The sequence below is a fragment of the Loktanella agnita genome (genome assembly GCF_046640325.1).
GTDB lineage: Bacteria > Pseudomonadota > Alphaproteobacteria > Rhodobacterales > Rhodobacteraceae > Yoonia > Yoonia agnita.
This window is the reverse complement of sequence record NZ_JBJMBF010000005.1, coordinates 121,646-147,850: the sequence shown is the minus strand read 5'-3', so window position 1 is coordinate 147,850 and position 26,205 is coordinate 121,646. Positions and strand designations below refer to the sequence as shown.

Sequence of the window (26,205 nt, the reverse complement as noted above, 5' to 3'; positions counted from 1 at the left end):
CTGATGGTGTAGGCGCACGAATCATTGGTTAATCTGCCGTTTTTCGCCGGTTTTGCAGGGTCTATTTTGTATCGGAAACCCGTCGGACTTACGTCGGACCTTTTGCACGCGTTGCCCCCTGTTAAGCCAGCGACCGGTGCATATGTGAATGCGGTGTTAAGATTTGGCAGAGGTCCCGGATCGGGTCCGGGACGGCGTGGCATCCGGGCCTAGCCGGTTTTGTGAAGTAATTCCCGTGAGGGGGCGGCTGCGATGCCGGGGATCACTTCGGTTGCGACATCTGCTGCATGTGCCGCGGCCAATGTGGTCTTGGCGCTTTGGCAGAGGCGCGGGTCGGGGGCGGAGAGGTGAACCACGCGGCGGCCTTGCCGGGCCTGCGCGATCAAAAGCCGGTCAAGCGAGAACGGTGCGGGGTTGGCACCTGCCCCCAGACAGATCCTTTCTGCGTCACGTCGTGCGAGTTCGAGCGTGTCTGGGTTAACGTCGTGGTCGTAAAAGATCACATCAGCCTCTTGCAGCCGTTCAACGGCGCGCAATGTCAGCAGGTCCCGGTCACCCGGTCCCGCGCCGACGAGGCTAATTATTGCGCCGCAATCTTGCGTGCCTGTGTCGAGCGCGGATTTGATCAGCGCGGCTGCCTCACGCTCTGCCCCGCGTTTGAAGGCCAGCCAGGGTGCGTCTTTGAAGACCCAGCGCCAGAATGCGCGCCGGTCTTCCCGCGCGATTTTATGGGCGACCACATCGCGCAGCCGTCCGGCCAGTGCTGCGAAAGACCCCAAACGCGGGTCGAGCATTTGTTCGATTTCGGTTTTGAGCGCGCGCGCCAGAACTGGCGCGGTCCCTTCGGTGCCGATGGCGATCACCACTGGGTCGCGGTCAACAATAGAAGGGGTCGTCACATCGCAAAGCACGGGTTGGTCGACCACATTGACCACGGCCCCTGCGCGCTTGGCCAGATCATGCGCGCAGCGGTCGATCGCGGGGCAACCGCTACCAACCAGTACCAGCGCGCTGTCCTGGAATAATGTCGGCGTGATCGCCCCGGTGTGGTGGGTCGCCCGCCCTGTTGCGACCAGCGCGCCAAGTTCATCATCCAGCGCTGGGGCGGCGATGATGATTGATGCCTCTGTCTTGAGCATTAACCGCGCCTTTTGTGCAGCCTGTTCGCCGCCGCCGATAATGACCACGCGCCGTCCGGACATTTTGATGAACATGGGAAAGGATTTCATTGCGCCCTCATGCGGTCTTGCGCTGTTGTCGTTCGTCCCAAAGCGCGGCGGCTGTGATATCTGCGCCGAGCGTTTGCAGCGCCAGATCGGCAGTGCCCAACACCACAGCGCGCGCGAAATCATCGTGCAACTGCCCAGACCAAAGTGCCGCGAGCGCGCCGGGGTCACTGGTTTCGCTGCCTTCGGCAAGTCGCACATGCTGCGCGCTAAGCGCGGGCGCGGTATCGTCCCACGCTTGCCCGTCGCGCAGGCCAAACAGGGCGAGATCCTTGCCTGGGTGCCGTTCGAATTCGCCGCCGCCGCCCTTGAGCACGGTCATGGATTGCTGTCCAAGGATTTGGCCTGCATCCATCTGCAATTCCCGGTAAGGCGGGTGGAACACGCCCTGCACAGTGGCGGGCGCGCCCGTGGGGTTCAGCACCCTCAGCACTGTGTTTATACAGGACCGCACGCCCAGCGCATCCCGCAGCCGCAGCAGATCAAAAAGCGCGGGTGAGAGGGTTTCCAGCGGCAGGTAGCCGATACCGCCGGGCAGTTCGCTAAAATCTGCGCTGTCCAGAATGGGGATGTTCAGCACGGGCAGCGCGTTGCGCACTGATGCGGTGGGGTTTTGGTGGCTATTCCAGCCATGCAGCAGCACCGGGTAGCCCGCCATGGCCACCAGTTTGGCCGAAAGCAGGAACCAAGGCAGCCCTCGTGTGCGCCCGGCGGCGTAGCTGGGCCAGTCGAGCGCGACATGCCCTTGGGCCGCCGCTGTCGCGCGGGCCGCCCGCACAAAGCCTGCGATTTCATCGGCGGTTTCGCCTTTCATGCGCATGAGCATGAGCATTGCGCCTGTCGCCTCTGGCGCGGCGTCACCGCGCAGGGTGATTTCCATCGCGTCTTGGGCTTCGTCCCCGGTCAGTGATCGGCTGAGATTGGCACCGCGTCCAAGGATGCGCACATATGGGGCGAGGGCGGTTTTCATTCGGCGGCCTCCTTCACAGAGGAACGTGCCAGCAGTGCGGCGAGTTCCGGTTTGCAAGAGCCGCAATTGGTGCCTGCAGAAAGAGCTATGCCGATGTCTTCGACGCTCATCAACCCGTCGCAGGCGATGGCTTGCAGGATGGTGTTGACCCCGACCGAGAAGCAAGAGCAGACCACCGGGCCGGGGTCAGGCCGGTCTGCAACGGGCCGACCTGCCAGCACATTTTCGGGGTTTTGCCCCAGCAGCGCGCCCAGATGATCGCGTGAGACGGCAACGGGTTCTGGCCCGGCGAACAATGCGCCTTGCAGTTTGCCGTCGCGGATGATCGCCACGCGAGCGACGCCCCGTTTTGGGTCGGTCACGCTAACGACATCCCCGCTGCCGAAGAGTGTCCTGGCGAATGTATCCCAATCGCGGGGCGTATCGCCCGCCAGTTCCATCCGCCAGCCATTGCCCACCCGCGCCTTGGCCCAGTACGCCGTGTCGGGCACCACATCGCGGGCCGAGACGGCGTAGGCGTAAAACCCCGCCGTATAGGGTGCGGCTTGTACGGTGGAGGCTTTGCTTTCGGGTTGTCCTGACACCGGGTCGGTGACTGCCTGCACCAATGTGTCGATCCGCCCGGAGGGTGCGAATTCTGCGGTCCAGTGGATTGGGGCGAACAGCTCTTGCCGCCGGACCCGGGTGGTGATGAGTGCGCGCAGGATGCAGGTGCCGTCCGGTGCTGTGAGCCGGACCAGATGGGCGGGTTTGATGCCGAGGTCTTCTGCCGTATCGGGGTGAATTTCCACGAAGGGCTCGGCGAGGTGCTGCGACAGCCGCGGACTGCGTCCGGAGCGGGTCATTGTGTGCCAGTGGTCCCGCACCCGCCCTGTGTTCAGCCGAAACGGATAGGCGGCGCTGGGCTGGCTGACCGGGGGCCGGTGGCTGAGGGGTAACATGCGTGCCTTGCCGTCCGGATGGTAGAACCCGCCATTGCCAAAGAACCTGTCGCCCCCCCAGCGGCGCGGCGTCAGGCTGTCGAAATCGGTGGGGAAATCCGAGAGGTCGAAATCCCGCCCGAATTTTGCAGCGACGCCAGAGAGCGCCACATGTTCACGGTAGATTTCATCCGGGCTGGTATAGTCGAAGGCCTGCTGCCACCCCATGCGACGTCCTACGTCTGCGATGATGTCCCAGTCGTGCCGTGACTGACCGGCGGGCGGCAGGAAGGTGCGCTGGCGGCTGATGGTTCGGTCGGAATTGGTGACGGTGCCGTCTTTTTCGCCCCAGCCTGTCGCGGGCAGCAGAACATCGGCGGTTTTTGCGGTGTCGGTTGTGCCGAACATGTCGGAGACCACCACAAAATCGCAGTCTTCCAGTGCCGCACGCACCTGATTGGCCTGCGGCAAGGATGCGACCGGGTTGGTGCACATGATCCAGATCGCCTTGATCCGCTTGTCGGCGACGGCGTTGAACATATCGACGGCTTTCAGCCCCGCCTGTTCGGGCATGGTCGGCGCATCCCAGAATTCGCCCACAGCGGCCCGATGGGCAGGGTTTTCGATATCGAGGTGGCAGGCGAGCATATTGGCTAGTCCCCCCACCTCTCGCCCGCCCATGGCGTTGGGTTGGCCGGTGACCGAAAATGGCCCCATGCCGGGCCGCCCGATCCGCCCGGTGGCGAGGTGGCAGTTGATGATCGCGTTGACCTTATCCGCGCCGGCAGAGGATTGGTTCACGCCTTGGCTGAAGACGGTGACCACCTTTTCGGTGCTAACCCAGAGGTCGAGGAAGGCTTGCAGGTCTTCATGTGTGATATCCAGCGCTGCGGTACTGTCGGATTGTGCGGCCTTTAGTGCTGCGGCAAAACCGCTGACATGGGCGTCCAGATAGGTGCGGTCGGTTTTGCCCTGCTGGTCGATTTCCACCAGCAACCGGTTGAAAAGCGCCACGTCTGATCCCGGCGCGATGCCCAGATGCAGGTCGGCCAGATCAGAGGTGGCAGTGCGGCGCGGGTCGATATTAACGACTTTCATGTGCGGGTTGGCCGCTTTGGCCGCAGAGAGCCGTTGGAACAGGACAGGGTGGCACCATGCGAGGTTGGACCCGACGAGCACAACCAGATCTGCCTGTTCCAAATCGGTATAATTTCCCGGCACTGTGTCGGTCCCAAAGGCCCGCCGCTGCCCGGCCACGGTGGAGGCCATGCAAAGCCGCGAGTTGGTGTCGATATTGGCGCTGCCGATGAAGCCTTTCATCAGCTTGTTGGCGAGGTAGTAATCCTCTGTCAGCAGTTGCCCGGAAACGTAGAAGGCGACGCTGTCGGGCCCGTGTCCGGCGATGGTTTGGCTAAAGCGGTTGGCGACCAGTGACAACGCATTGTCCCAATCGGTGTCTTTGCCCCCGATCTGCGGGGTGAGCAGTCGCCCATCAAGCCCGACCGTTTCGCCCAAGGCTGAGCCTTTGGAGCAGAGCCGCCCGAAGTTGGCCGGGTGATCGGGGTCACCCGTGATTGCAACGCCGCCCTGCCCGTCAGGCCGGGCCAGCACGCCGCACCCCACGCCGCAATAGCAGCAGGTGGTGCGGATCGGAGCGGCGTTGCTGATCATCGGCGGCATGTTTTCCTACCACGCGTTATAGGCGAGGTATTTGCCGGACATTTCGACCTTTACCCGGTCACCCTTAGGGTTTTCGACACGGGTGACATTCATGTCGAAATCAATCGCGGACATGATCCCGTCACCGAATTTTTCGTGAATCAGCGCCTTGAGCGTGGGGCCGTAGACGCCCACGATTTCATAAAACCGATAAATGCAGGGATCGGTGGGGATGGTCTGTTCCCAGACCTTGGTCGGGCTTTCTTGCAGCAGCAGTGCTGCCTCTTGCGGCAGCCCCAGCGCTGTGACAAGCGCGGTTGCCTTGTCGGCGGGCATAGCGTTCATCCCCATGGCGGCGGAATGGGTCCAGACCGGGGACATGCCGATGGTTTCGGCGATGCCTTCCCATGTCAGTCCGGCCTGCCGTTTGGCGGTCAGGATCTGGGCGGTCACATCTTCGCGGGTCATGGCGGTCATTATCGTATCCTTCATGTTGATTGCCGGGCAGAAGGCCCCGCCCGGCGGTCTGCTGTCACTCTGCCGGAAGAGCCTTGCTATCAGTGTAGGGGTTGATGGCTTCGCCTTTTGCCCCTTCGTAATGGGTGGCGTAGATCATCGCGCCGACAAAGGTCAGCCCGCCGACCAGATTGCCAATCACAGTGGGGATTTCGTTGAAGAGGAAGTAATCAGCCCAAGTGAATTCACCGCCCAGCATGATGCCCGAAGGGAAGAGGAACATGTTCACAATCGAATGTTCAAACCCAAGATAGAAGAACACAAGGATTGGCATCCACATGGCCATGATCTTGCCTGAGACGGAATTTGACATCATCGCGGCGACCACCCCGGTCGACACCATCCAGTTGCACATGACCGCCCGCACAAAGAGCGTCAGCAGGCCGCCGAAACCGGCTTCGGCATAGCCGACTGTGCGCCCTTCGCCGATGACCCCGATTTGCTGGCCCACGGCGTTGGGTGCCTGTGTAAAGCCCATGGTGAAAATGATCGCCATAAAGACCGCTGTGGTCATGGCCCCCGCGAAGTTGCCGCAAAAGACGAGCCCCCAGTTGCGAAAGACGCCTTTCCATGTGCAGCCCGGTCGTTTGGCAACGACGGCCAGCGGGCACAGCGTGAACACGCCCGTCAGAAGGTCAAAGCCCAGCAGGTAGAGCATGCAAAAACCAACCGGGAAAAGCAGCGCCCCGATCAGGAAGTTTCCGGTGTTGACGGCCACGGTGATGGCGAATGCCGCCGCGAGCGCAAGGATCGCGCCTGCCATATAAGAGCGGATCAGCGTGTCCTTGGTGGACATGTGGATTTTAGAGGCACCGGCATCGACCATCTTTGTGGCGAATTCGGCGGGTGTCAGGTAGGACATGATGCGTTTCCTTCAGGATGGATGGTCTGTCGATGTCAGGCCCCGTTGCCCGATACGGGTACGTGTGCGACGCCATTGCCGCGCGCAATCGCTACAGGTCACTCGGCCGCCAATGGCGCACCGTCCGTCATCGGGGCGAGCAGGATCCGCCCCTCTGTGATTTTCAAAGGATAGGTGCGCACCTGACCGCTATCGGCCCCTTGGGCGCTGCCATTGTTCATATCAAACACCCAGTTATGCAGCGGGCAGGTGACCTTGTGCCCATGCACGATCCCTTCGCTAAGCGGGCCGCCTTTGTGCGGGCAGCGGTCTTCGAGTGCGAAAACCTGATCATCCAGACTGCGGAACACGGCCACGCAGCCTGCTGTTGTCTTGACCACCCGCGCCCCTTGCCGTGGGATGTCGTCGAGTGCGCCGATGTCACGCCAATCTGTCATTCTGCGGCCTCCAATGTCAGGGTTGCGAGCGGTGCATAGCGCGGTTGTTCTTTTGCGACATGTTCGGCCCAAGGGTCTTTCTGGTAGACCGATTGCGACAGGGCGAACCGTGCGACCAGTGCCTTGCGGGTCGTGTCATCGCTGATCTCATCGCGCACCCAGTCCAGCCCGACCTTGCTGATCCATTTGTAGATCCGGTCGAGGTATTTGGCGTTTTCACGGTAAAGCTGCATGATGGCTTGCACGTATTCCAGCACCTCGCCTTCTGTGCTGAGCTTGAGCAGCGGTTCGGTTTCTTTCACATCCATGCCTGCCGCGCCACCGACCCCGATTTCATAGCCGGAATCGACGCAGACGACGCCGATATCCTTGCAGGTTGCCTCGGCGCAGTTGCGCGGGCAGCCGGAGACGGCCAGCTTGACCTTATGCGGTGTCCACGATCCCCAAAGCGCCTTTTCCAGCTGGATGCCAAGCCCGGTGCTGTCCTGCGTGCCAAAGCGGCAATGGTCCCGCCCGACGCAGGTTTTGACCGTGCGCAGCCCTTTGGAATAGGCGTGCCCGGACACCATGCCTGCGTTGTTCAGATCGGCCCAGACGGCGGGTAAGTCTTCACCTTTGACCCCCAGCAAGTCGATCCGCTGCCCGCCGGTCACATGCACGGTGGGGATGTTGAATTTATCCACCACATCCGCGATCGCCCGCAATTCGGTGGCATTGGTCATGCCCCCCCACATCCGTGGCACGACGCTGAATGTGCCGTCTTTTTGGATATTGGCGTGTTTGCGTTCGTTGATGAAGCGCGATTGCGGGTCGTCTTGGTAGTCCAGCGGCCAATCGGCCAGCAGGTAGTAGTTCAGCGCGGGCCGGCAGACATGGCAGCCGTCAACGGTTTTCCAGGCCAGTTCCTGAAACACCGCAGGCATGGATTTCAGCCCGCGCGCCTTGATCAGTCGGCGCACGTCTTCATGGGTGTGATCGGTGCATTTGCAGACCGGTTGCGCGGTCGGCAGTACGAAATCATCGCCGAGTGTGCTGGCGAGCACCTGTTCCACCAACCCGGTGCAGGTGCCGCAGGACCCTGACGCTTTGGTCGCGCCCCGCACCGCGTCTAGCGTGGTTGCCCCACCATTGATCGCGGTGACAATTGTTCCTTTGCAAACGCCGTTGCAGCCACAGATTTCGGCGTCAGCCGGTAAGGCTGCAACGGCGGCCAACGGGTCCGCGGAGGCGCCCCCCTGGAATGCAGGTCCAAAGATCAGCGTATCGCGCATGTCCGACACATCGGTGCCGTCCTTGATGTGGTTAAAGAACCACGCCCCATCGCTGGTATCGCCGTACATCACCGCCCCGATGAGCCGGTTATCCTGCAAGATCAATCGCTTGTAGACGCCCCGCGCCGGATCCCGAAAGACGATGTCATCCCGATCGTCCCCTTCGGCAAAATCACCTGCGCTGAACAGATCGCAGCCTGTGACCTTGAGCTTGGTGGAGACTTCTTTTTGCACAAAAGCGTCGGGTTCCCCCATGAGCGTATTCGCCAGTACTGCCGCCTGATCATAAAGCGGGGCGACCAGACCAAAAATCGCGCCGTCATGTTCGACGCATTCCCCAACGGACAGAATATCGGGGTCAGAGGTGACCATCTGGTCATCCACATGGATGCCTTTGCCGACAGCCAGCCCCGCATCTGCGCCCAGTTTTGTATTGGGTCGGATGCCCACGGCCATAACCAGCAGATCGCAGGGCAGTTCGGTCCCGTCATCGAGTTGCAATGCCGTGACCTTACCGTCTTTGCCGGTGATTTCTTTGGAATTGGCGCTGCACATCACCTTGATGCCCCGGTCGGTCAGCGCTTTGCGCAGCAGATAGCCTGCCGCCGGGTCCAGCTGCCGTTCCATCAGGTGCCCCATGATGTGTACCACGGTCACGTCGATCCCGCGCAGTTTCAGCCCGGCTGCGGCCTCTAACCCCAAGAGCCCACCGCCGATTACGACGGCGCGTGCGTCCGGCTTTTCGCTGAGCGCGACCATCCTGTTGGTATCTTCGAGATCGCGGTACGCGATGACCCCGTCCAGATCATGCCCCGGTAGCGGGATGATAAAGGGGTTGGACCCTGTCGCGATCACCAGTTTGTCATAGGGCAGCACATCACCGTTTTCCGCCGTGATCGTTTTCGCCACCCTGTCGATACCCGCGACTTTTTCACCGAAGCGGCAGGTCACCCCCTGTTCGGCGTACCATTCATCTGTATGGGTCACGATTTCGGCAAAGGTTTTTTCGCCAGACAGCACAGGCGACAGCATGATGCGGTTATAGTTGCCGCGTGGTTCGGCGTTGAACAGCGTGACATCCCAATCGTCGGGTTGCGCTGCGAGCAGTTTTTCCAAGGCGCGGCCCGAAGCCATTCCCGCGCCGATGATGATCAGTTTCCGGGGCAAAGCGTCCGCTCCTTTCAGATATGCCAAGCGACGATATGGGACAGTGCCCCGTCGCGATGAATGGGAAGGCCGACAAAGGCGTCGTATTCGGCGGGCAGACCCGCCTTGCCGCGCACCACAACGGGCAGGCCTGATCCCAAGACCTGACCGACAGGCCCTTTCCACGGGCTGACGGTGGGGCTTTCATCTGTGACGCCGTCCCCGTCGTCCCGCCACAGCGGGCCCTCGCGTTCGCAGATGCCATCGACCAACACGGCCTGACCGCTTTGGCCCATGCGCGCCTTGCGGGCGTCCCAAATTTCGAACCGGCGGGCGATGGGCGTGCCCAAGGCGGACAACAGCGTGAGGATATAGGGTTTCGTTCCCGGCACTGGCACGTCGATCCCGATGCCGGTGGTCAACCCAGCCTTACCCGCAGCAGAGGCGCGCACGAACTTATAGCCAGAGCCCAGATCACGCATCAGGATCGGCGCGCGTGCCGCCCAGACCCCGCCCGGCAGCCCCTGCCCCCGTGGGAAATGCGTGTGTTTCGATACGAATTCGAATTCCTTGGCTGCGCCATAATAGCCTTCGTTCAGCATCAGCATGTCGTCGCCATCTGTTGACCAGACCTCGATCGCGCCGACGCGGGTGGCGTCGTCACCGCAGAGCACGACCAGAACCGCCTTGAGCGTTTCCCCTTCGAACACGGGTATCGCCACGGCGGCGGTCAGCCCGGCGGCTTTGGCTGCTTCGGTGCGCTTGAAATAGGACCCGTCAAATTCGTTCAGCACGACGGGCCGGGTTTCGGACCATGCTTTGCCCGGCAGGCCTTCGCCTTTGCCAAAGCTGGTGCGGCGCGAGGCCTCTTCAAAGGCGGAGAGCCCGTTGTAATCGCCTGCGGCCATGACCAGACGGTCCGCTTCGGGCACCCAGACCTCTGCCACCTGAATGAATGGATCTGTTATTGTTGCGGTTGCAGTGTCCATATCGATTACTCCGCCGCGATTTCTATGGGTTTCGATTTCGGCTTGGCCCCGTGTTCGTATTCTTCGAGGAAATCCAGAACATGCTGCCGGTAGCGGTAGTAATCAGGGTGTTCGAGCAGCGCTTTGCGGGTGCGCGGGCGCGGCAGGTCCACATCGACAATCTTGCCGATGGTGGCCTGCGGGCCGTTGGTCATCATCACCACGCGGTCGGCCAGCAGGATCGCCTCGTCCACGTCATGGGTGACGCAGATGGCGGTGACCTTGGTGCGGGACCAGACCTCCATCAGGACCTCTTGCAGTTCCCATCTGGTCAGGCTGTCGAGCATCCCAAAGGGTTCATCCAGCAAGAGCAATTTCGGCGAAAGTGCAAAGGCGCGGGCGATGCCGACACGTTGTTTCATCCCGTTTGACATGGAATGGGCAGGCCGGTTCATCGCATCGGCCAGCCCGACCCGTTCAAGATAATATTCGACCACATCCTGCCGTTCCGCCCGGCTGGCGCGCGGGTAGACTTTGCCCACCCCGATGGCGACGTTTTCCATGGCCGAAAGCCAAGGGAAAAGGTTGGGTGATTGGAACACCACGGCGCGTTCAGGGTCCGCGCCCTGCACGTCGTAGCCGTCGAGTTTGATGACCCCTTTGGAGATCGCGTTCAGCCCTGCCGCCATGGTCAACACCGTGGATTTACCGCAGCCCGAATGCCCGATGAGCGAGACAAATTCGCCCCGGTCAACGCTGAGACTGAAATCCTCGACCACTGTGAGCGGCCCTTTGGGGGTGGGGTAAATCTTGTGGATATTTTCGAATTTCAAATAGCGATTGTCGATCAGCCCTTCCTGCGCTTGTGTCACCGCACGCGGCACCGCGTGGATCGGGGTGACATTGGGCAGGTTGCGCGTTTCGTCGGCTTTTGCGTCAATGCCCACATCCATCAGATACGCAGTTACTGCGGCCCGCAGTGTTTTGAATGCCGGGTCGTTGTTCATCGCGATCCGGTCGCGTGGCCGTGGGATGCTGACGGCCACTGGATCGCCCAGCGTGCCGTCCGGGTTCAGCGGGATGATCCGGTCGGCGAGCAGGATTGCTTCATCCACGTCATTGGTGATGAGAATGCAGGTTTTCTTGTCCTGTTCCCAGATTTGCAGAATTTCGTCGGCGAGATTGGCTCGGGTGAGCGCATCAAGCGCGGACAGCGGTTCATCCAGCAGCAGCATTTCGGGCGACATGGCAAGCGCGCGAGCAACCGAGACACGCTGTCGCATCCCGCCCGACAGTTCAGCGGGGCGCCGTGCTGCGGCGTGGCTGAGCCCGACCATGGCAATATATTCGTCCGCCTTGGCCTGTTTTTCGGCGTTGGACAGCTTTGGGAACACCGCGTCGATGGCGACGAGGATGTTACCTTTGACCGTCAGCCACGGCATCAGAGAGTAGCTTTGAAAGATCAGCCCCCGTTCCGGGCCGGGGCCAGTGATTGGCGTGTTCTTGAATGTCACCGTGCCGCTATCGGGCATTTCCAGCCCGGCGATCAGGTTCATCAGGGTCGATTTGCCCGTGCCGGAAAAGCCAAGAATTGCAATGAATTCTCCCTGTGCGACGTCCAGCGAGATATCTTGCAGTACCTCGGTCCGTCTGGTGCCTTGGCCAAAGCCTTTGCTGACATTTTTGAAGCTGAGGATGCTCATATCGTTCACCGGTTGGCTGAGAATGTGAAAAACGACTGGATGGTGAACATGACCCGGTCGAGCAGGAAGCCGATGATCCCGATGGTGAAGACCGCCACCATGATCCGCGCCAGTGACTGAGAGGACCCGTTCTGGAATTCATCCCAGACGAATTTACCAAGGCCGGGGTTCTGGGCCAGCATCTCGGCCGCGATCAGCACCATCCAGCCCACGCCAAGCGACAACCGCAGCCCCGTAAAGATCAGCGGCAGCGCCGAAGGCAGCACCAGTTTTGTGATCTTTTTCCAGATCCCCATTTTTAGCACCTTCGAGACTGACACGAGGTCCTTGTCGATGGAAGCCACTCCAAGTGCGGTGTTGATCAGTGTCGGCCAGAGCGAACAGAGCGTCACGGTGATCGCCGAGACCAGAAAGGATTTGGCCAGAAAACCATCGTTGCTCGGGACCAGAGCAGAGATGATCATGGTGACAATCGGCAGCCATGCCAGCGGTGAGACCGGCTTGAAGATCTGCACAATCGGATTGATCGCCGCGTTCGCGATGGGCGACAGCCCGGCGATGATCCCCAGCGGGATTGCCACGGCGGAGGCGATCAGAAACCCGAAGAACACCGTCAGGATCGAGGTCCAGATCTGGTCGTAATAAGAGGGCGCGCCGGTGTAGGCGATGCTGCGCACGTCTTCTGGCCGCCCGGCTTCGATCATGCGCTGGTTGCGTTGGTCGACGCGGTCGTAAAACTCCGCCTCTTTGGCGGCTTTTTCCATAGCGTCTTCGTGTAGATCGATAGCGCTGGACCAGACCTCTGCCGGGCCGGGGATCGCGCCCAGCGACGTTTGCACCTGTGGGGCAAGCACAGCCCAAAGCCCGATGAAGGCGGCAATCGCCATGACTGGCACGCCCAGCAATATCCAGATTTCTTTGAATTGCGCGCGGGGGTTATCGCCGGCGGCCGCTTTGAGGATCGGAGTGACCCATGCCAACCCCAAGACCTTGAACCAGGCATCCGCCTTGTTGATGCGCGTGAAAAGACGAGCGCGCTTTGCTTCGCGGTCGGCGTTTTTGGAAAATTCGGGATCAGCTATGGTCATCTGGCGGTCCTCTGGGGCGCAGGGCAAGGAGGGGCGGCGCACCGCCCCGCAAAGATTTGTTTAGCCTTGGATTTCGTTGCCAACGACCGTCTGGCCGGAGTGCAGACCGATGGGCAGGCTGTCGAGATAGGTGTTCGGGCTGCGCGCATCGAAGGGAATGCCGTCGATGATATCCTCGGCCGGGGTGACTGCGCGGTAGCCGTCGCTGTCCCATGGGAAATCTGCGGCGTCTGCCAGACCTTCGTCGACCAGCATTTGTGCCGCTTGCAGGTAGATATCGGGCTTGTAGACCGAGCGCGCGACCTCATCATACCAGCCATCTGGCTTGGTATCGGGGATCTGGCCCCAGCGCCGCATCTGGGTCAAGTACCAGACCGCATCGGAATAATAGGGGTAGTTGGCGTAGTAGCGGAAGAACACGTTGAAATCAGGCACATCGCGCACGTCGCCCGGTTCGTATTCGAAGGTGCCAGTCATCGAATTGTCGATCACATCGGCATCTGCGCCCACATATTCGGGGCGGGACAGGATTTCGACGGCTTCCTGCCGGTTGGCGTTGTCGTTTGCATCCAGCCACATGGTCGCGCGGATCAGCGCCTTGGTCACGGCCAGCGTGGTGTTGGGGTAGTCTTCGGCGAATTCGGCGGTGATGCCGAATACTTTTTCCGGATTGTTCTTCCAGATTTCATAGTCGGTGATGACCGGCACACCGATGCCTTTGATCACCGCCTGCTGGTTCCAGGGTTCGCCGACGCAGTAGCCATTGATCGTCCCTGCTTCGAGCGTTGCGGGCATTTGCGGGGGTGGCGTGACAGAAAGGAACACATCGGCCCCGATCTGGCCGGTCACGTCTTCGGGTGAATAGTAGCCCGGATTGATGTCACCGGCGGCCAGCCAATAGCGCAGTTCATAGTTATGGGTCGAAACGGGGAAGACCATGCCCATGTTGAAGGGTTTGCCCGCAGCGTTGAAGTCTTCGATCACTGGTTGCAGGGCGGCGGCAGAGATCGGGTGTTCGATCAGACCGTCATCACCCACCGTCAGGCCCGGTTTCATCATTTCCCAAACCTCGTTCGATACGGTGATGCCGTTGCCGTTCAGGTCCATGGAAAAGGGCGTGACGATATGCGCCTCTGTCCCGTAGCCGATTGTCGCGGCGAGCGGCTGACCGGCCAGCATATGTGCGCCGTCCAGCGTGCCGTCGATCACTCCGTCAAGCAGCACCTTCCAGTTTGCCTGTGCTTCGAGCGTGACAAACAGACCTTCGTCAAAGAAATACCCTTGTTCATAAGCCACGGCGAGCGGGGCCATGTCGGTCAGTTTGATGAACCCGAACGTGAGTTCGTCTTTTTCAAGCTCTAGCATCTCGGCCATGGCAGGGCTGGTAAGAAGCGTGGTTGCTGTAAGAATGGCGGATAGCCGTCGCATATGGATGTATTCCTTTTGCTGATCTCTGGTGGAGAAACACGAAAAAAGCCGCTGACCAGAACTGCGAGGGAGGAGGTTCGCATTCGGTCGAGCGGCTTTGCTCAAATCCCAGTCTCTGGGCAGAATTCTTGTCGACAGCGCCATTGCCGTCTGATTTCAGGTTGCCGGGAAACGCGGTGTCAGGGAATGGGCAAGGCATATTTGATGCTGCTTTGCAGCAATTTTTCCGCAAACTGCCGCATTTTCAGTCACTCATTCTGCTGAATGTCAAAAATGCGGCCATCGAAAAACAGTCCGGGGTGGGCGGCACCTTCGATTTTGCTGTCTTCGGGTGGCAGCGCGTGCGCTTCATCCGCGAGTGCAGCGCGGAAAATGTCTGTGCGGAACACATCACTGGCGGTGCGTTCGGCGGTGAGCCGGTCCAGCCCGACCCGTGACGCGATCTGGTGCCCGATCCAAGCGGCCTGCGATTTCCACGGAAAGCTTGCCATATTGTTGTGAAAGGCCATGAAGCCGCTGCTATGCAGGCGACCGCCGCTACGGTTGGTCACCAGATCGCCGCTGAGCGCGCGGTCGATAATATCGGCAGAGATATCCAGATAGCCTGGGCGCGACAGGATTTCGGCGGTGACCATGTGATTTTCAGGTCGGTCAAGCCATTTGCCCGCTTTCCATACCGCCCGGATTAAGCGCCGCGACCGTTCGGGGGCTGTTTCTGTCCAGCCCTTGCGCACAGCCAACACCTTTTCCGGGGCTGCGGCCCAGATGGACGCGCCGGGCAGGATCAGCTCTGCCTCGCCGCTTTCGACGGCGAGAGAGCCCCAAGGTTCGCCGACGCAGAACACGTCGATATCACCGGCAGCGATGGCGTCGGACATCATGCGTGGCGGCACTGTTCTGATTTCGACGCCCTGCGGTGCGGGCAACCCAACAGAGGACAGCCAGTAATAAAGCAGTTCCGCATGCATCGAGAACGGGAAAGGGACGCCGATGCGGATGGTTCCGCGTCGCGCGGCGACAAGCGCGTGGCCGATATCGGCGGCGCTGCGCGTGGATGCTGACAGCCCGTTGTCATGCATCCGCGCGGCAAGCTCGCGCGATGCGCCGACTACGGTGCCGTTGCGCGACAAGACCGCGAGCGCGTCAAACCGTGCGCTACCGCCCAGCCCCATGGCCTGCGAAATCGGAACCGGAGCGAGCATATGCGCCGCGTCCACTTTTTCGAGCGCGAGCAGATCGCGCAGCAAAGCCCATGTCGCGGCCTTTTGCAGATCAAGCGTGAGCCCTTCTTCGGCAGCGAACCCCAGTTCATGCGCCACGATCAGCGGCGCGGAATCGACAAGCGGCATGTAGCCGACGGACATCAGGTGTTGCGTCATGCCAGTAGACCCGCCGCCGTGACGAGCGCTTCTGCGACATCGAACACCTTGCGCCCTTGATCCATCGCGGTTTTGCGCAGGAGGGCGTAAGCCTCTTCTTCTGTCAGACCGCGCGCTTTCATCAGGATGCCTTTGGCGCGGTCGATGATCTTGCGTTCTTCGAGCGCCAGTTTTGTTGCTTCCAGTTCCTTGCGGACGCGCTGGAACATCTGGAAGCGCGCAATTGCGGCCTCAATGATTGGTTTCAGCCGTTCAGGGCGCAGCCCATCGACCACATAGGCGCTGAGCCCGGCCTCAATGGCGGATTTGGCGAGGCCTTCGCCGCTTTGGTCCACGAACATCGCAACAGGCCGTTCCAGTGGGCCGGTCACTTGTGCGCATTCTTCGAGCGCGTCACGGGTCGGGTTTTCCATGTCGAGCAAGACGACATCGGGCCGGATTTCAGCGATGGACCGCGACAGCACGGCGCTATCATCTACGACGACCACCCGATAATCACCGATTTTTTCAAGCGATTCGCGGATGGATCGTGCGCGTTCGGTCCGGGATTCGACGACGACAATCGTAAGCTGTTTGGCCATGTCCGTTCCTTTGGGCACACGGCTATGCATAGTTTCTGTCGCGGCGCGCGCCCATGCATCACGGGGTAAGCGATGGGTGTTTGGCGGCAAATGGCTTAAAAAAGATCAGCTTGCCCAAAAAATGCACAAACCAGATGCGCTTGGCACATCTGGTTTGTTTTCGTAGCCGTTCCGGGATGGAAAGATCAGAGCGCGCGCTCGACCTCTTCGCGTTCGAAGATTTCGATCACATCGCCGGGGCGGATGTCGTCGTAGTTTTCGAACGCCATGCCGCATTCCTGACCCGACTGGACCTCTGGCACTTCGTCCTTGAAGCGCTTGAGCGTTTTCAGCGTGCCTTCGTGGATCACCACGTTGTCACGCAGCAGACGCACACCGGCGGACCGGCGGGCGACACCTTCGGTGACGATACAGCCAGCGACCTTACCCACATTGGAGACCTTGAAGACCTCTTTGATGTTGGCATAGCCGATGAACTTTTCCTTGATCTCGGCTGAGAGCAGGCCAGAGGCGGCTTTTTTCACGTCATCCACAAGGTCGTAGATCACCGAGTAGTAGCGAATTTCCACGCCTTTTTGGTTCGCGGTCTGGCGGGCCGATGTGTTGGCCCGGACGTTGAAGCCGAAGACAGGCGCGCCCGATGCTTCGGCCAGGCCGATATCGGTTTCTGTGATCGCGCCGACACCCGAGTGCAACACGCGCACGCGGACTTCGTCGTTGCCGATTTTTTCCATCGCTTGCACGATCGCCTCAGCAGAACCCTGCACGTCGGCTTTGACCACGATGGGCAATTCGCTGACGTTTTCGTTTTCCTTGGCATTGGCCATCAGCTGTTCCAGCGTCGTGGCCGCGCCTGCCGCTGCGCGTTTTTCTTTCGCAGCTTTTTCACGGTATTCTGCAATCTCGCGTGCTTGCGCATCGGTCGAGACCACGTTCAGCACATCGCCCGCTTCGGGTGTGCCGTTCAGGCCCAGAACCTCGACCGGGACCGAAGGCCCGGCTTCTTTGACGCGGTCGCCCTTGTCGTTGATCAGCGCACGGACTTTGCCGTATTGTTCGCCCACAACAAAGATATCGCCCTGACGCAATGTGCCGTTTTCGATCAGCACAGTGGCCACAGGACCGCGGCCCACGTCAAGCTGCGCCTCGATCACGGCACCTTGGGCGGCGCGATCGGGGTTGGCTTTCAGTTCCAGAATTTCAGCCTGAAGCGCGATGGCTTCGAGCAGATTGTCCAGACCTTTGCCGGTAATGGCCGAAACTTCGACATCCTGCACATCGCCGGACATCTTTTCGACGATCACCTCGTGTTGCAGAAGATCGGTGCGCACCTTGTCGGGGTTCGCCGCTGGCTTATCGATTTTGTTGATCGCAACAATCATCGGAACCTTGGCGGCTTTGGCGTGGTTGATCGCCTCGATTGTCTGCGGCATGACCGCATCATCAGCAGCGACAACCAGAACGACGATATCCGTCACCTGCGCCCCACGGGACCGCATGGAGGTAAAGGCAGCGTGGCCCGGTGTATCAAGGAAGGTCAGCAATGTGCCGCCGTCGGTCGCGACCTGATACGCACCGATGTGCTGGGTGATCCCGCCGGCTTCGCCTGCGACAACCTTGGCGTTGCGGATCGCGTCGAGCAACGATGTTTTACCGTGGTCAACGTGCCCCATGATCGTGATGATCGGCGGGCGATTGACCATATCTGCGGCTTTGTCCGGTTCCTGAGTAATCACGTCTTCGACGTCAGCATCCGAAACGCGGACAACCTTGTGGCCGAAATCTTCGATGATCAGCTCGGCTGTGTCGGCGTCGATTGTCTGGTTTTGGGTCGCCATGATGCCGTTTGTCATCAGCGCCTTGACCACGTCAGCCACACGTTCGGCCATACGGTTGGCCAATTCGGAGACGATGATTGCCTCTGGCAGCTGAACGTCGCGCACGACCTTTTCACGCTCGACCTGTGTGCCCATCGCCTTTTGGCGGGCGCGGTCTTGCTTGCGCTTCATCTGCGCCATGGACCGCTGGCGTCCGCCTTCGCGGCCTGTCAGCGCGTCATTCAGCGTCAGTTTCCCAGCGCGGCGGCCATCGCCACCCCGGCCGGGTTTGGTTTTGGTCGCTTTGTCGCGGTCGTCCCGCTCGCGGTCAACTTTGCGCGGTGCAGATGTTGGGCGGCTGACCTCTGTCTCGCCGGGGGCAGCGGCAGCAGCGGCAGCAGCGGCGGCCGGTGCCGCAGCGGCGGCGGCTTTGGCTTTTGCGGCCTCTTCACGCTTGCGTTCTTCTTCGGCCGCCTTGGCCTTGGCGCGTTCTTCACGCTCCCGGTCTTCGGCTTCTTTTGCCTCGATTTCGGCGCGGCGCGCCTCACGGTCTGCAGCACGGGCCTTCTCTTCGGCTTCGCGTTTAGCCTGCTCTTCGGCTTCGCGGGCCTTGGCCATCGCGAGCGCCTTCATGCGGCGTTCAAGTTCTGCGTCAGAAATCCCTGCAGGGCGTTTCGAAGGGTCACCGCCTGTCGGGGTCCCCCTGCCGCCTGCCGCAGGTTTACCGGTGCCCGGCTTGGGCACCACAACGCGTTTGCGCTTGGTTTCCACCACGACGTTCTTGGTCCGCCCGTGGCTAAAGCTCTGCTTCACGTTGCTTGGACGCGAACCACCGAGACCGAGTGTTTTTTTACCGTCGTTATCGCTCATTTAGCTTCTATATCCTTCCCGGAGGCCCCGTTGCCGCCGTTCCCATCGCGTATGCCGCGCAGCTTTGACGCTTCCTCTACAACACGATTGCTGAGTCCGCCAGTCGCAAGCGCGCCATGTATCACACTTTGCCGTCCAAATGCCAAACCCAATTCGGATGACGTCAAGCAACCGAAATATCGGGCCCCTTCGGGCGTCCATAATTTTGCCTTGCCACGCTCTGATCCGTCAGAGGCTTGCAGCAAGACCCGGACCCGCTCACCCCCGGCGAGCCAGCCCTTTACCTTTTCGAACCCACACACTGCCAACCCGGCTTTGCGGGCCAGCGCGATCAGGTCGACGACCCGCCGCGCCAACTGGCGTTCCACCTCTTCGCCGAGGGTATCCGACACCGTGACCGCCTGTTTGGCGGCGCGGGCGAATTGCCCCTTTTTCGCTGCGTCCAGCGTGGCCCGGTCAGCCGTCACATACATGCCGCGCCCGGGCAGCTTGCCCAGAATATCCGGTACAACCTGCGCATCGGGCCCGACCACAAAACGTATCAGCCCAACCTTTGGCTGCACCTCTCCGGTGACGATGCATTTACGTTCCGCATCGTCCCGGTCTTTCTTATGGCCGCCCCGCGCCACCTGTTGCCTCTCCGGAGACCTGCGATCAGGCCTCCGCTTCCTCTTCGGTGTCGTCGGTTTCTTCTTCGGTGGCGGCCTCAAGTTCAGCAGGATCAACCCAACCCAGCATGACACGTGCAGTCATCACCATTGTCTGTGCTTCTTCAAGCGAGACATCGAACGGTTCCAAGACGCCGTCATCTTTCACACGCTCACCATTGACCGAGGTCCAGCCGCCGGCCAGTTCCCAGTCTGCACAGGTGGCGAAGTCTTCCAGCGTTTTCACGCCATCGTTGCCCAGTGCTTCGAGCATCTGTGGTGTCAGCCCTTCAAAATTCACAAGGCTGTCTTCCACACCCAGCGCGCGGGCGGCTTCCATTGCTTTCTTGGCTTCGGCTTCCAGATAGTCACTGGCACGGGCCTGCAATTCACTGGCCGTGTCAGTATCGACGCCTTCGATCACCAGAAGTTCGTCAACTTCGACATAGGCCACCTCTTCGAGATTGGTGAACCCTTCCGATACCAATAGTTGGGCAAAGAATTCGTCCAGATCAAGGGTATCCATGAACAGTTTTGTCCGCTGTTCAAATTCAGCCTGACGCCGCTTGGATTCTTCTTCCTCGGTCATGATGTCGATATCAAGCCCGGTCAACTGGCTGGCCAGACGTACGTTTTGCCCCCGGCGACCAATGGCGAGCGACAATTGTTCTTCTGGAACAACGACTTCGATTTTGCCGGCTTCTTCGTCCAGAACCACTTTGCTGACCTCGGCTGGCTGCAATGCGTTCACCAAGAAGGTCGGCATGTCTTCGTTCCAGGGGATGATGTCGATTTTTTCGCCCTGCAGTTCGTTGACGACGGCCTGTACCCGGCTGCCGCGCATACCGACGCAGGCGCCGACGGGGTCAATTGAGTTGTCATAGCTGATCACGGCGATTTTCGCGCGCGAGCCCGGATCACGAGCGACGGCCTTAATCTCAATCACGCCTTCATAGATTTCAGGCACTTCCATCTTGAACAGCTCGGCCATGAATTCTGGCGCGGTCCGTGACAGGAAGATCTGTGGGCCACGCTGTTCACGGCGCACCTCCTTGATGTAGCAGCGAATCCGGTCATTGGGGCGATAGGCCTCGCGACCGATTTTTTCGTTGCGACGCAGCACAGCTTCGCCTGCACCCACATCGACGATGACGTTGCCGTATTCTTCGCGTTTGACCAGCGCGTTGATGATCGTACCGGCGCGGTCTTTGAATTCTTCGTATTGCTTGTCACGCTCTGCTTCGCGGACTTTTTGCAGAATCACCTGTTTGGCGGATTGCGCGGCGATCCGGCCCAGCTCGACGGGCGGGACTTCTTCGATGAACTGGTCACCGACTTTGGGATCCGTCAGATATTCTTTGGCCTGCTCGGCGGTGAATTCAGCCTGATAGTTTTCAAGCTCTTCATCCTCGACCACGGTGCGCACACGGGTGAAGGTCGCGCGACCGGTCTTGCGGTCGATCGCCACACGGATGTCCATTTCCGCGCCGTAGCGGGACTTGGCTGCGCGGGCGAGCGATTCTTCCATCGCCTCGACCACCAGACCGGGGTCGATCATTTTTTCCCGGGCGACAGCCTCGGCCGTTTGCAGCAATTCCAGCTGGTTTGCGGAAGTAATTGCCATCAGGTGTTCTCCTCACCGTCAATAATCGTTTCGATTTCGTCAAATTGGGTCTCGTCAATCTGACCCGCATCCTTGCGCCCGCGCAGAACGTCGCGGATCAGTTCATCTGTCAGTACCAGTTTGGCATCTGACAGCCATTCGAATTTCAGGCCGATCGTCCCTTCGGTGATGGTGATCAGCACCTCATCCCCTTCGGTTCCGGCTAGCTGGCCTTTGAACCGGCGACGTCCGTCAATCAGTTCGTCGGTTTCGATCTTCGCCTCGAACCCTTCCCATTGGTCAAAATCCTTGAGCCGGGTCAGGGGGCGGTCGATGCCGGGGCTGGACACTTCGAGGTTATATTCTTCGAGAATCGGATCTTCGACATCCAGCACAGCGCTGAGCGCGGTGGACACCTGTCCGCATTCATCAACTTCGATCTGGCCATCAGGGCGCTGCACCATCACTTGCAGTATGGTTTCCTTCCCGCTCATCAGGCGGATGCGCACAATTTCAAACCCCATGTCTTCGACGACTGGGGTCACGATTTCGGCGATACGGCGGTCAATGGCCGCTTTAGCAATCAGGTCGTTCATGAGTCTTTCAAACACAAAAAAACGGGCACGCGGCCCGTTGATCTTTCCCGGTGGAACCTCGGAAGTCGAAACCAAAGTGCCGCTGTTGATCTTCATATACGCAGGGTCTGCTGAGTCTGCAAGGGGGCAAGCCGTTTATCGCGGTTTGCCCCCTTTGTTTCGACCGTTACCTGACCAAAACTTACTCTTTACCGTTGCCTGAACGTACAAGAGTCTGCCCCATCATACATGATTAACTAGAACAACTATTCACACAGATGACACACACAATCGTCGACAACATCGTCTACCTTAGCCGGAAGTGAAATACTGACCCATTGAGCAATCAAATACATCACGCTGCTTTGGCATTTTAACTTGGGTATGGCTTTCCGGGAAAAAGCACATCCCCATTCACTTGTTAACACATACAGTTTTAGCAATCTAAAATTAACGCTTGTTAAACGCTAGCGGTATGATTCTGTCCTTTAGGGCAGGTTTCGAAAAAAAATGATGCGTGGGGCCATATCCTTGACCTAACGTCAATTTATCGGATGTAGCAATTGCATTTGCGACGTATGTCTTTGCCGCGCAGGCCGCGTCTTTTGCGGAAAAGCCTTTTGCCAGATATGTTGCTAGCGCCGCAGATAATGTGCAGCCGGTCCCATGTGTATTTTTTGTATTAATGCGCGGGCCGTCTAATAGATTAATTCCCTCACTGCTACAAATCAGGTCAGGGCTGGTTCCGCTGGGCAGATGTCCGCCTTTCAGCAAAACAGCCTGCGGCCCCAATGCAAGAAGCGCCTGCGCCTGTGCCGCCATGTCGTCCAGCGTTTGTGCTTCTGCGGTTTCCAGCAGATCGGCTGCCTCTGGCAGATTAGGCGTGATGATGGTCGCAAGTGGGAGCAGCTGTTCTCGCAAAGCGCTGACCGCATTGGCCTGAAGCAGCCGGTCCCCGCTTTTGGCGACCATCACCGGATCAAGCACCACTGGCGCGTCAATCTGCGCGAGCTCATCCGCCACAACGGCGATCACATCCGCCGTGCCCAACATCCCGATCTTGATCGCGTCAATGCGGATATCGCTGCGCAGGGCCGCAATCTGATCGGCCACCATATCGGGGGCGACAGGGTAGATACGTGTGACACCGCAGGTGTTTTGTGCAGTCAAACCGGTGATAGCCGCCATCGCGTAGCCGCCATTGGCCGAGATGGATTTTATATCCGCCTGAATACCGGCCCCGCCTGATGGGTCCGATCCGGCGATGCTGAGGATATTGGGGATCATTGTGTTCTCCATGCGGTGACAAGGTCGCGGGCAGCGCGCTGCATATCGGCCTGACGTGAAATGGCAGAGACGACAGCAGCGCCGCTGCATCCGGTTTGGTGAATTTCAGGGATATCCTGTAGCCCGATCCCACCGATGGCGATGGCCGGGCAAGGCGCGGCGGTGACGATCTGCGCCAAACCATTAAACCCGATGGGGGTATCATGGTCTGGTTTCGTGGGTGTCGCCCGCAGTGGTCCCACGCCGATATAATCGACGCCCGTGGCGGGCATATCCCGCAGCTGATCGCGGGTTCCGACAGACAGCCCGAGGATCATATCAGGCCCGATCCGAGTTCGGATATCGCATATATTTCCGTCGCCCTGCCCCACATGCAGCCCGTCGGCAGCGCAAGCGATGGCAACACCAATGCGGTCATTGATAATCAATCGCCCACCTGCCGCATGGACCAGCGGAAGCAACTCGTGTGCCAATGCGGTCATTTCAGCGTCGCGGCTTTGTTTGTCCCGTAGCTGGATGATGCGCACGCCCGCCGCCAGCGCCGCTTGTACTTGATCGCGGATAGGGGCAGCTGCATCGGCATCGGTCACAAAATAGATGCCCATGGTCATATTGCGGTGATCTTTGCAGTGCTATCAAGTTGTTCCGGTGTCAGATTATATAGCGCGTCGAGAAAGTGCATCTGAAAACTGCCCGGCCCCTGACAAACCTCGGCGGCGATTTCGCCAGCGGTCCCGTAATAGGCCAATGCTGCGACCGTCGCGGCAAGTGGCGGCTGATCGACGGCGAAGGCGGCAACCACCCCGGTCAGCGCGCAGCCCAGTGCTGTGACCTTTGGCATGATCGCCTCGCCATTCGCGATGCCATAGCTTTGAGTGCCATCGGTCACAAAATCGACCGGGCCGGTCACGGCGACGACACTGCCATATTGCGTAGCCAAGGCGCGGGCCGCGTCCTGTGCGGCAGCGACAGGGTCACCTGCATCAGCCCCACGCCCCGCACCGGACTGCCCGGCAAGTGCCATAATCTCTGATGCATTACCCCGGATAATCGTGGGCTTCAGCGGCAGTAATTTGTCAGCGAGCGTGACCCGGAACCTTGTTGCTCCGGCGGCAACAGGATCAAACACCCAAGGTTTGCCCAGCCTGCCGGTGGCTTGCGCGGCTGCGGCCATCGCATCGCCGCAGTCAGAATCCGGCGTGCCAATATTGATGGTCAGCGCCTGTGCAATCTCGGCGAATTCGGCGGCTTCTTCGCGTGCATGGGCCATTGCAGGCGATGCACCGGCGGCGAGCATCACATTGGCCATGACATTCATAGACACATAGTTGGTAATATTCTGCACCAGCGGCGCGGCGGCGCGCATGGCTGTCAGATAATGTCCGGGTTTTTCCATCGTTGCTCTCCTCTGCGGGCAGAGGTGCAATGCGCCGCACAGATGCGTTCCGCATCGGGCGCAGTGCGACTTCCTCCGCCGGCATGATCCGGTTCAGGTTCAAAGGGTGCTTCTCAGCCCGCGCATGCGGACGCCCCTGTCACGTATGCAAGTGATGATTGACCTGATGCGCGGGGTCAAGCGGCAAGGCGTTGCGGCTATCAGATAGTGGCGCGGCGTACTGCAAAACGACGAACGCCCCACCAAAGGGCGGGGCGTTCATTTTTCTAACTATCTTTTAAAATCAGGCGACAGCCCAGCGTTCCATCATGCGGTTGCTGTCCATCTGCGCGGTGTTCCCGATCACTTCGGGTGTGCTGATCCGGTTGCTAACGCCTTGCACGTAGTTGGCAAACATCGGGATGATGACACCGCCTTCGTCACGCAGGATCAACTGCATTTCTGTGTACTGCTCGCGCCGCTTGTCGCTGTCGAGTTCTGCACGGGCGGCATAAAGCAGTTCCTGAAAGCGCGGGTGATCCCAGTGGCTGTCATTCCATGGCACACCGGCTTCGTAGGCCGAAGAGAACATCCAATCTTCGGTTGCACGACCCGTCCAGTAGCAAGCACAGAATGGTTTTTTCAGCCAGACATTGGACCAGTAACCATCCGCAGGTTCCTGCACCACGTTGATGTTGATGCCGGAGGATGCAGCGCTGGCTTGATAAAGCTGGGCTGCATCAACCGCACCTTCGAACGCCGCGTTAGACGCGGACAGATCGATGTTCAGGCTATCAAGACCGGCTTCTTTCAGGTGGAAGGCAGCCTTGTCAGGGTCATAGGCCAGCTGTTCCATGTCTTCTGCATAGTACTGGTTGGCGGGGCCGATTGGGGTGTCATTCGCGACCTTACCGTGACCCAGCAGGATCTTGTCGACCAGTTCCTGACGGTTGATGCCGTATTTCAGCGCCTTGCGGACGTTAACGTCATCGAATGGCGCATTGTCTGTCAGCATTGGGAAGCTGTAGTGCTGGTTCCCGGTCACTTCTTGCAGACGGACGTTCGGGTTGGCGTTCAACAGTGCTTCGACCTTGAAGTCGATCCGGTTGATTGCATCGACCTGACCGGTCATCAGCGCGTTCATCCGCGCGGTGTTGTCGTTGATCGCGATCAGTTCGACTTCGTCAAAGAAACCAGCGCTGTCGCCTTTGTAGTGATTTTCGACGCGCTTGCCGACGAAACGCACACCCGGATCGAAGGCCACAACGGAATAGAGACCCGTCCCGATCCCTTGCGCGATGGCTTCGTCGATCTGGCCTGCAGGATACATCAGCAGGTGATAGTCGGACATCAGGTAAGGGAAATCGGCGTTGCCGGATTCCAGCGTGAACTGCACCTGATGCTCGCCCATCTTTTTCATCTCGGTGATCGCGGCAACAAGCGGCTGCGCGGCGGATTTGGAGCCTTCGGCCACGTGCAGTTGCAGCGATTCAATCACGTCGTCAGCGCCAAAGGACTTGCCGTTGTGGAAGGACACACCCTGACGCAGGTTAAATGTCCAGATCTTGGCGTCGGCGCTGGCTTCCCAGCTTTCGGCCAGTTCGCCCTGAAGCGAGCCATCTGCCGCAACTTCGGTCAGCGCGTCAAACACCCCGCCCAGCGCCGCGGCGATCATGAACACATCCGAATGCGTCCGGCCATCCCAGCTGTCTGATGTGTTGGCACCGGACAGACCGGCTGTGAATTTTCCGCCCCGCGTCTGCTGCGCGCGCAGCGGCATACCGGACAGGCTGAGCACACCAGCGGCGGCCCCTGTCTGCAGCAGACCGCGTCTACTAATTCCGTTCATATCTTTCTCCCTGATTGGTAGGATCGTG

21 protein-coding genes and 1 riboswitch are annotated in these 26,205 nt (G+C 59.8%); all 21 genes read right to left on the bottom strand.

Going from position 1 to position 26,205, the window contains the following annotated elements:
• Nucleotides 1-209 precede the first annotated feature (209 nt).
• The 21 genes from ACJ5NV_RS07295 to ACJ5NV_RS07195 all read right to left on the bottom strand — a co-directional run bounded on the left by ACJ5NV_RS07295 (nucleotide 210) and on the right by ACJ5NV_RS07195 (nucleotide 26,177).
• The gene (locus tag ACJ5NV_RS07295; protein ID WP_411642984.1) at nucleotides 210-1,229 is read right to left on the bottom strand and encodes an SAM-dependent methyltransferase; all 1,020 of its coding nucleotides are present in this window, start codon (nucleotides 1,227-1,229) and stop codon (nucleotides 210-212) included.
• 7 nt (nucleotides 1,230-1,236) lie between these two features.
• Nucleotides 1,237-2,196, bottom strand: a complete 960-nt coding sequence (locus tag ACJ5NV_RS07290; protein ID WP_411642983.1) for a glycosyl transferase family protein — start codon at nucleotides 2,194-2,196, stop codon at nucleotides 1,237-1,239.
• Nucleotides 2,193-4,787 (bottom strand): molybdopterin-dependent oxidoreductase, encoded by a 2,595-nt coding sequence (locus ACJ5NV_RS07285; RefSeq protein WP_411643130.1) that lies wholly within the window; start codon nucleotides 4,785-4,787, stop codon nucleotides 2,193-2,195. The genes ACJ5NV_RS07290 and ACJ5NV_RS07285 overlap by 4 nt, the downstream gene beginning before the upstream one ends.
• A gap of 15 nt (nucleotides 4,788-4,802) precedes the next feature.
• Nucleotides 4,803-5,252, bottom strand: coding sequence for a cyanase (gene cynS, locus ACJ5NV_RS07280; RefSeq protein ID WP_411642982.1), 450 nt, complete (start codon nucleotides 5,250-5,252; stop codon nucleotides 4,803-4,805).
• A 55-nt stretch (nucleotides 5,253-5,307) separates the two neighbouring features.
• Nucleotides 5,308-6,153 carry a formate/nitrite transporter family protein gene (locus tag ACJ5NV_RS07275; RefSeq protein WP_411642981.1) on the bottom strand — a complete coding sequence of 282 codons (846 nt, stop codon included), beginning with the start codon at nucleotides 6,151-6,153 and terminating at the stop codon, nucleotides 5,308-5,310.
• Nucleotides 6,154-6,251: 98 nt separating this feature from the next.
• Nucleotides 6,252-6,590: a nitrite reductase small subunit NirD gene (nirD, locus tag ACJ5NV_RS07270; protein WP_411642980.1), complete on the bottom strand. Its 339-nt coding sequence runs from the start codon at nucleotides 6,588-6,590 to the stop codon at nucleotides 6,252-6,254.
• Nucleotides 6,587-9,028, bottom strand: coding sequence for a nitrite reductase large subunit NirB (gene nirB / locus ACJ5NV_RS07265; RefSeq protein WP_411642979.1), 2,442 nt, complete (start codon nucleotides 9,026-9,028; stop codon nucleotides 6,587-6,589). The genes nirD and nirB overlap by 4 nt, the downstream gene beginning before the upstream one ends.
• Before the next feature lie 14 nt (nucleotides 9,029-9,042).
• Nucleotides 9,043-9,996, bottom strand: a complete 954-nt coding sequence (locus ACJ5NV_RS07260; RefSeq protein ID WP_411642978.1) for a GAF domain-containing protein — start codon at nucleotides 9,994-9,996, stop codon at nucleotides 9,043-9,045.
• Between the two features lie 5 nt (nucleotides 9,997-10,001).
• On the bottom strand, nucleotides 10,002-11,678 hold the full coding sequence (locus tag ACJ5NV_RS07255) for an ABC transporter ATP-binding protein (protein WP_411642977.1): 1,677 nt from the start codon (nucleotides 11,676-11,678) through the stop codon (nucleotides 10,002-10,004).
• 5 nt (nucleotides 11,679-11,683) lie between these two features.
• Nucleotides 11,684-12,766 carry an ABC transporter permease gene (locus tag ACJ5NV_RS07250; protein WP_411642976.1) on the bottom strand — a complete coding sequence of 361 codons (1,083 nt, stop codon included), beginning with the start codon at nucleotides 12,764-12,766 and terminating at the stop codon, nucleotides 11,684-11,686.
• A 60-nt stretch (nucleotides 12,767-12,826) separates the two neighbouring features.
• Nucleotides 12,827-14,194, bottom strand: a complete 1,368-nt coding sequence (locus ACJ5NV_RS07245) for a CmpA/NrtA family ABC transporter substrate-binding protein (RefSeq protein ID WP_411642975.1) — start codon at nucleotides 14,192-14,194, stop codon at nucleotides 12,827-12,829.
• A 248-nt stretch (nucleotides 14,195-14,442) separates the two neighbouring features.
• The gene (locus ACJ5NV_RS07240; RefSeq protein ID WP_411642974.1) at nucleotides 14,443-15,573 is read right to left on the bottom strand and encodes a CmpA/NrtA family ABC transporter substrate-binding protein; all 1,131 of its coding nucleotides are present in this window, start codon (nucleotides 15,571-15,573) and stop codon (nucleotides 14,443-14,445) included.
• Nucleotides 15,570-16,154, bottom strand: a complete 585-nt coding sequence (locus tag ACJ5NV_RS07235) for an ANTAR domain-containing response regulator (protein ID WP_411642973.1) — start codon at nucleotides 16,152-16,154, stop codon at nucleotides 15,570-15,572. The genes ACJ5NV_RS07240 and ACJ5NV_RS07235 overlap by 4 nt, the downstream gene beginning before the upstream one ends.
• Nucleotides 16,155-16,339: 185 nt before the next feature.
• On the bottom strand, nucleotides 16,340-18,841 hold the full coding sequence (gene infB, locus ACJ5NV_RS07230; RefSeq protein WP_411642972.1) for a translation initiation factor IF-2: 2,502 nt from the start codon (nucleotides 18,839-18,841) through the stop codon (nucleotides 16,340-16,342).
• The gene (locus ACJ5NV_RS07225; RefSeq protein ID WP_411642971.1) at nucleotides 18,838-19,470 is read right to left on the bottom strand and encodes an RNA-binding protein; all 633 of its coding nucleotides are present in this window, start codon (nucleotides 19,468-19,470) and stop codon (nucleotides 18,838-18,840) included. Before ACJ5NV_RS07225 ends, infB begins: the two co-directional genes overlap by 4 nt.
• 25 nt (nucleotides 19,471-19,495) lie before the next feature.
• A complete protein-coding gene (gene nusA, locus ACJ5NV_RS07220) occupies nucleotides 19,496-21,112 on the bottom strand; it encodes a transcription termination factor NusA (RefSeq protein WP_411642970.1) in 1,617 nt (538 codons plus the stop codon).
• The gene (gene rimP / locus ACJ5NV_RS07215) at nucleotides 21,112-21,687 is read right to left on the bottom strand and encodes a ribosome maturation factor RimP (protein ID WP_411642969.1); all 576 of its coding nucleotides are present in this window, start codon (nucleotides 21,685-21,687) and stop codon (nucleotides 21,112-21,114) included. The genes nusA and rimP overlap by 1 nt, the downstream gene beginning before the upstream one ends.
• A gap of 429 nt (nucleotides 21,688-22,116) precedes the next feature.
• On the bottom strand, nucleotides 22,117-22,953 hold the full coding sequence (thiD, locus tag ACJ5NV_RS07210; protein WP_411642968.1) for a bifunctional hydroxymethylpyrimidine kinase/phosphomethylpyrimidine kinase: 837 nt from the start codon (nucleotides 22,951-22,953) through the stop codon (nucleotides 22,117-22,119).
• A complete protein-coding gene (gene thiE, locus ACJ5NV_RS07205) occupies nucleotides 22,950-23,564 on the bottom strand; it encodes a thiamine phosphate synthase (protein WP_411642967.1) in 615 nt (204 codons plus the stop codon). Before thiE ends, thiD begins: the two co-directional genes overlap by 4 nt.
• Complete coding sequence (gene thiM, locus ACJ5NV_RS07200) at nucleotides 23,561-24,349, bottom strand: hydroxyethylthiazole kinase (RefSeq protein ID WP_411642966.1); 789 nt, start codon at nucleotides 24,347-24,349, stop codon at nucleotides 23,561-23,563. The genes thiE and thiM overlap by 4 nt, the downstream gene beginning before the upstream one ends.
• 53 nt (nucleotides 24,350-24,402) lie before the next feature.
• Nucleotides 24,403-24,497: riboswitch (TPP riboswitch) on the bottom strand.
• Nucleotides 24,498-24,632: 135 nt separating this feature from the next.
• Complete coding sequence (locus tag ACJ5NV_RS07195) at nucleotides 24,633-26,177, bottom strand: ABC transporter substrate-binding protein (protein WP_411642965.1); 1,545 nt, start codon at nucleotides 26,175-26,177, stop codon at nucleotides 24,633-24,635.
• Nucleotides 26,178-26,205 lie beyond the last annotated feature (28 nt).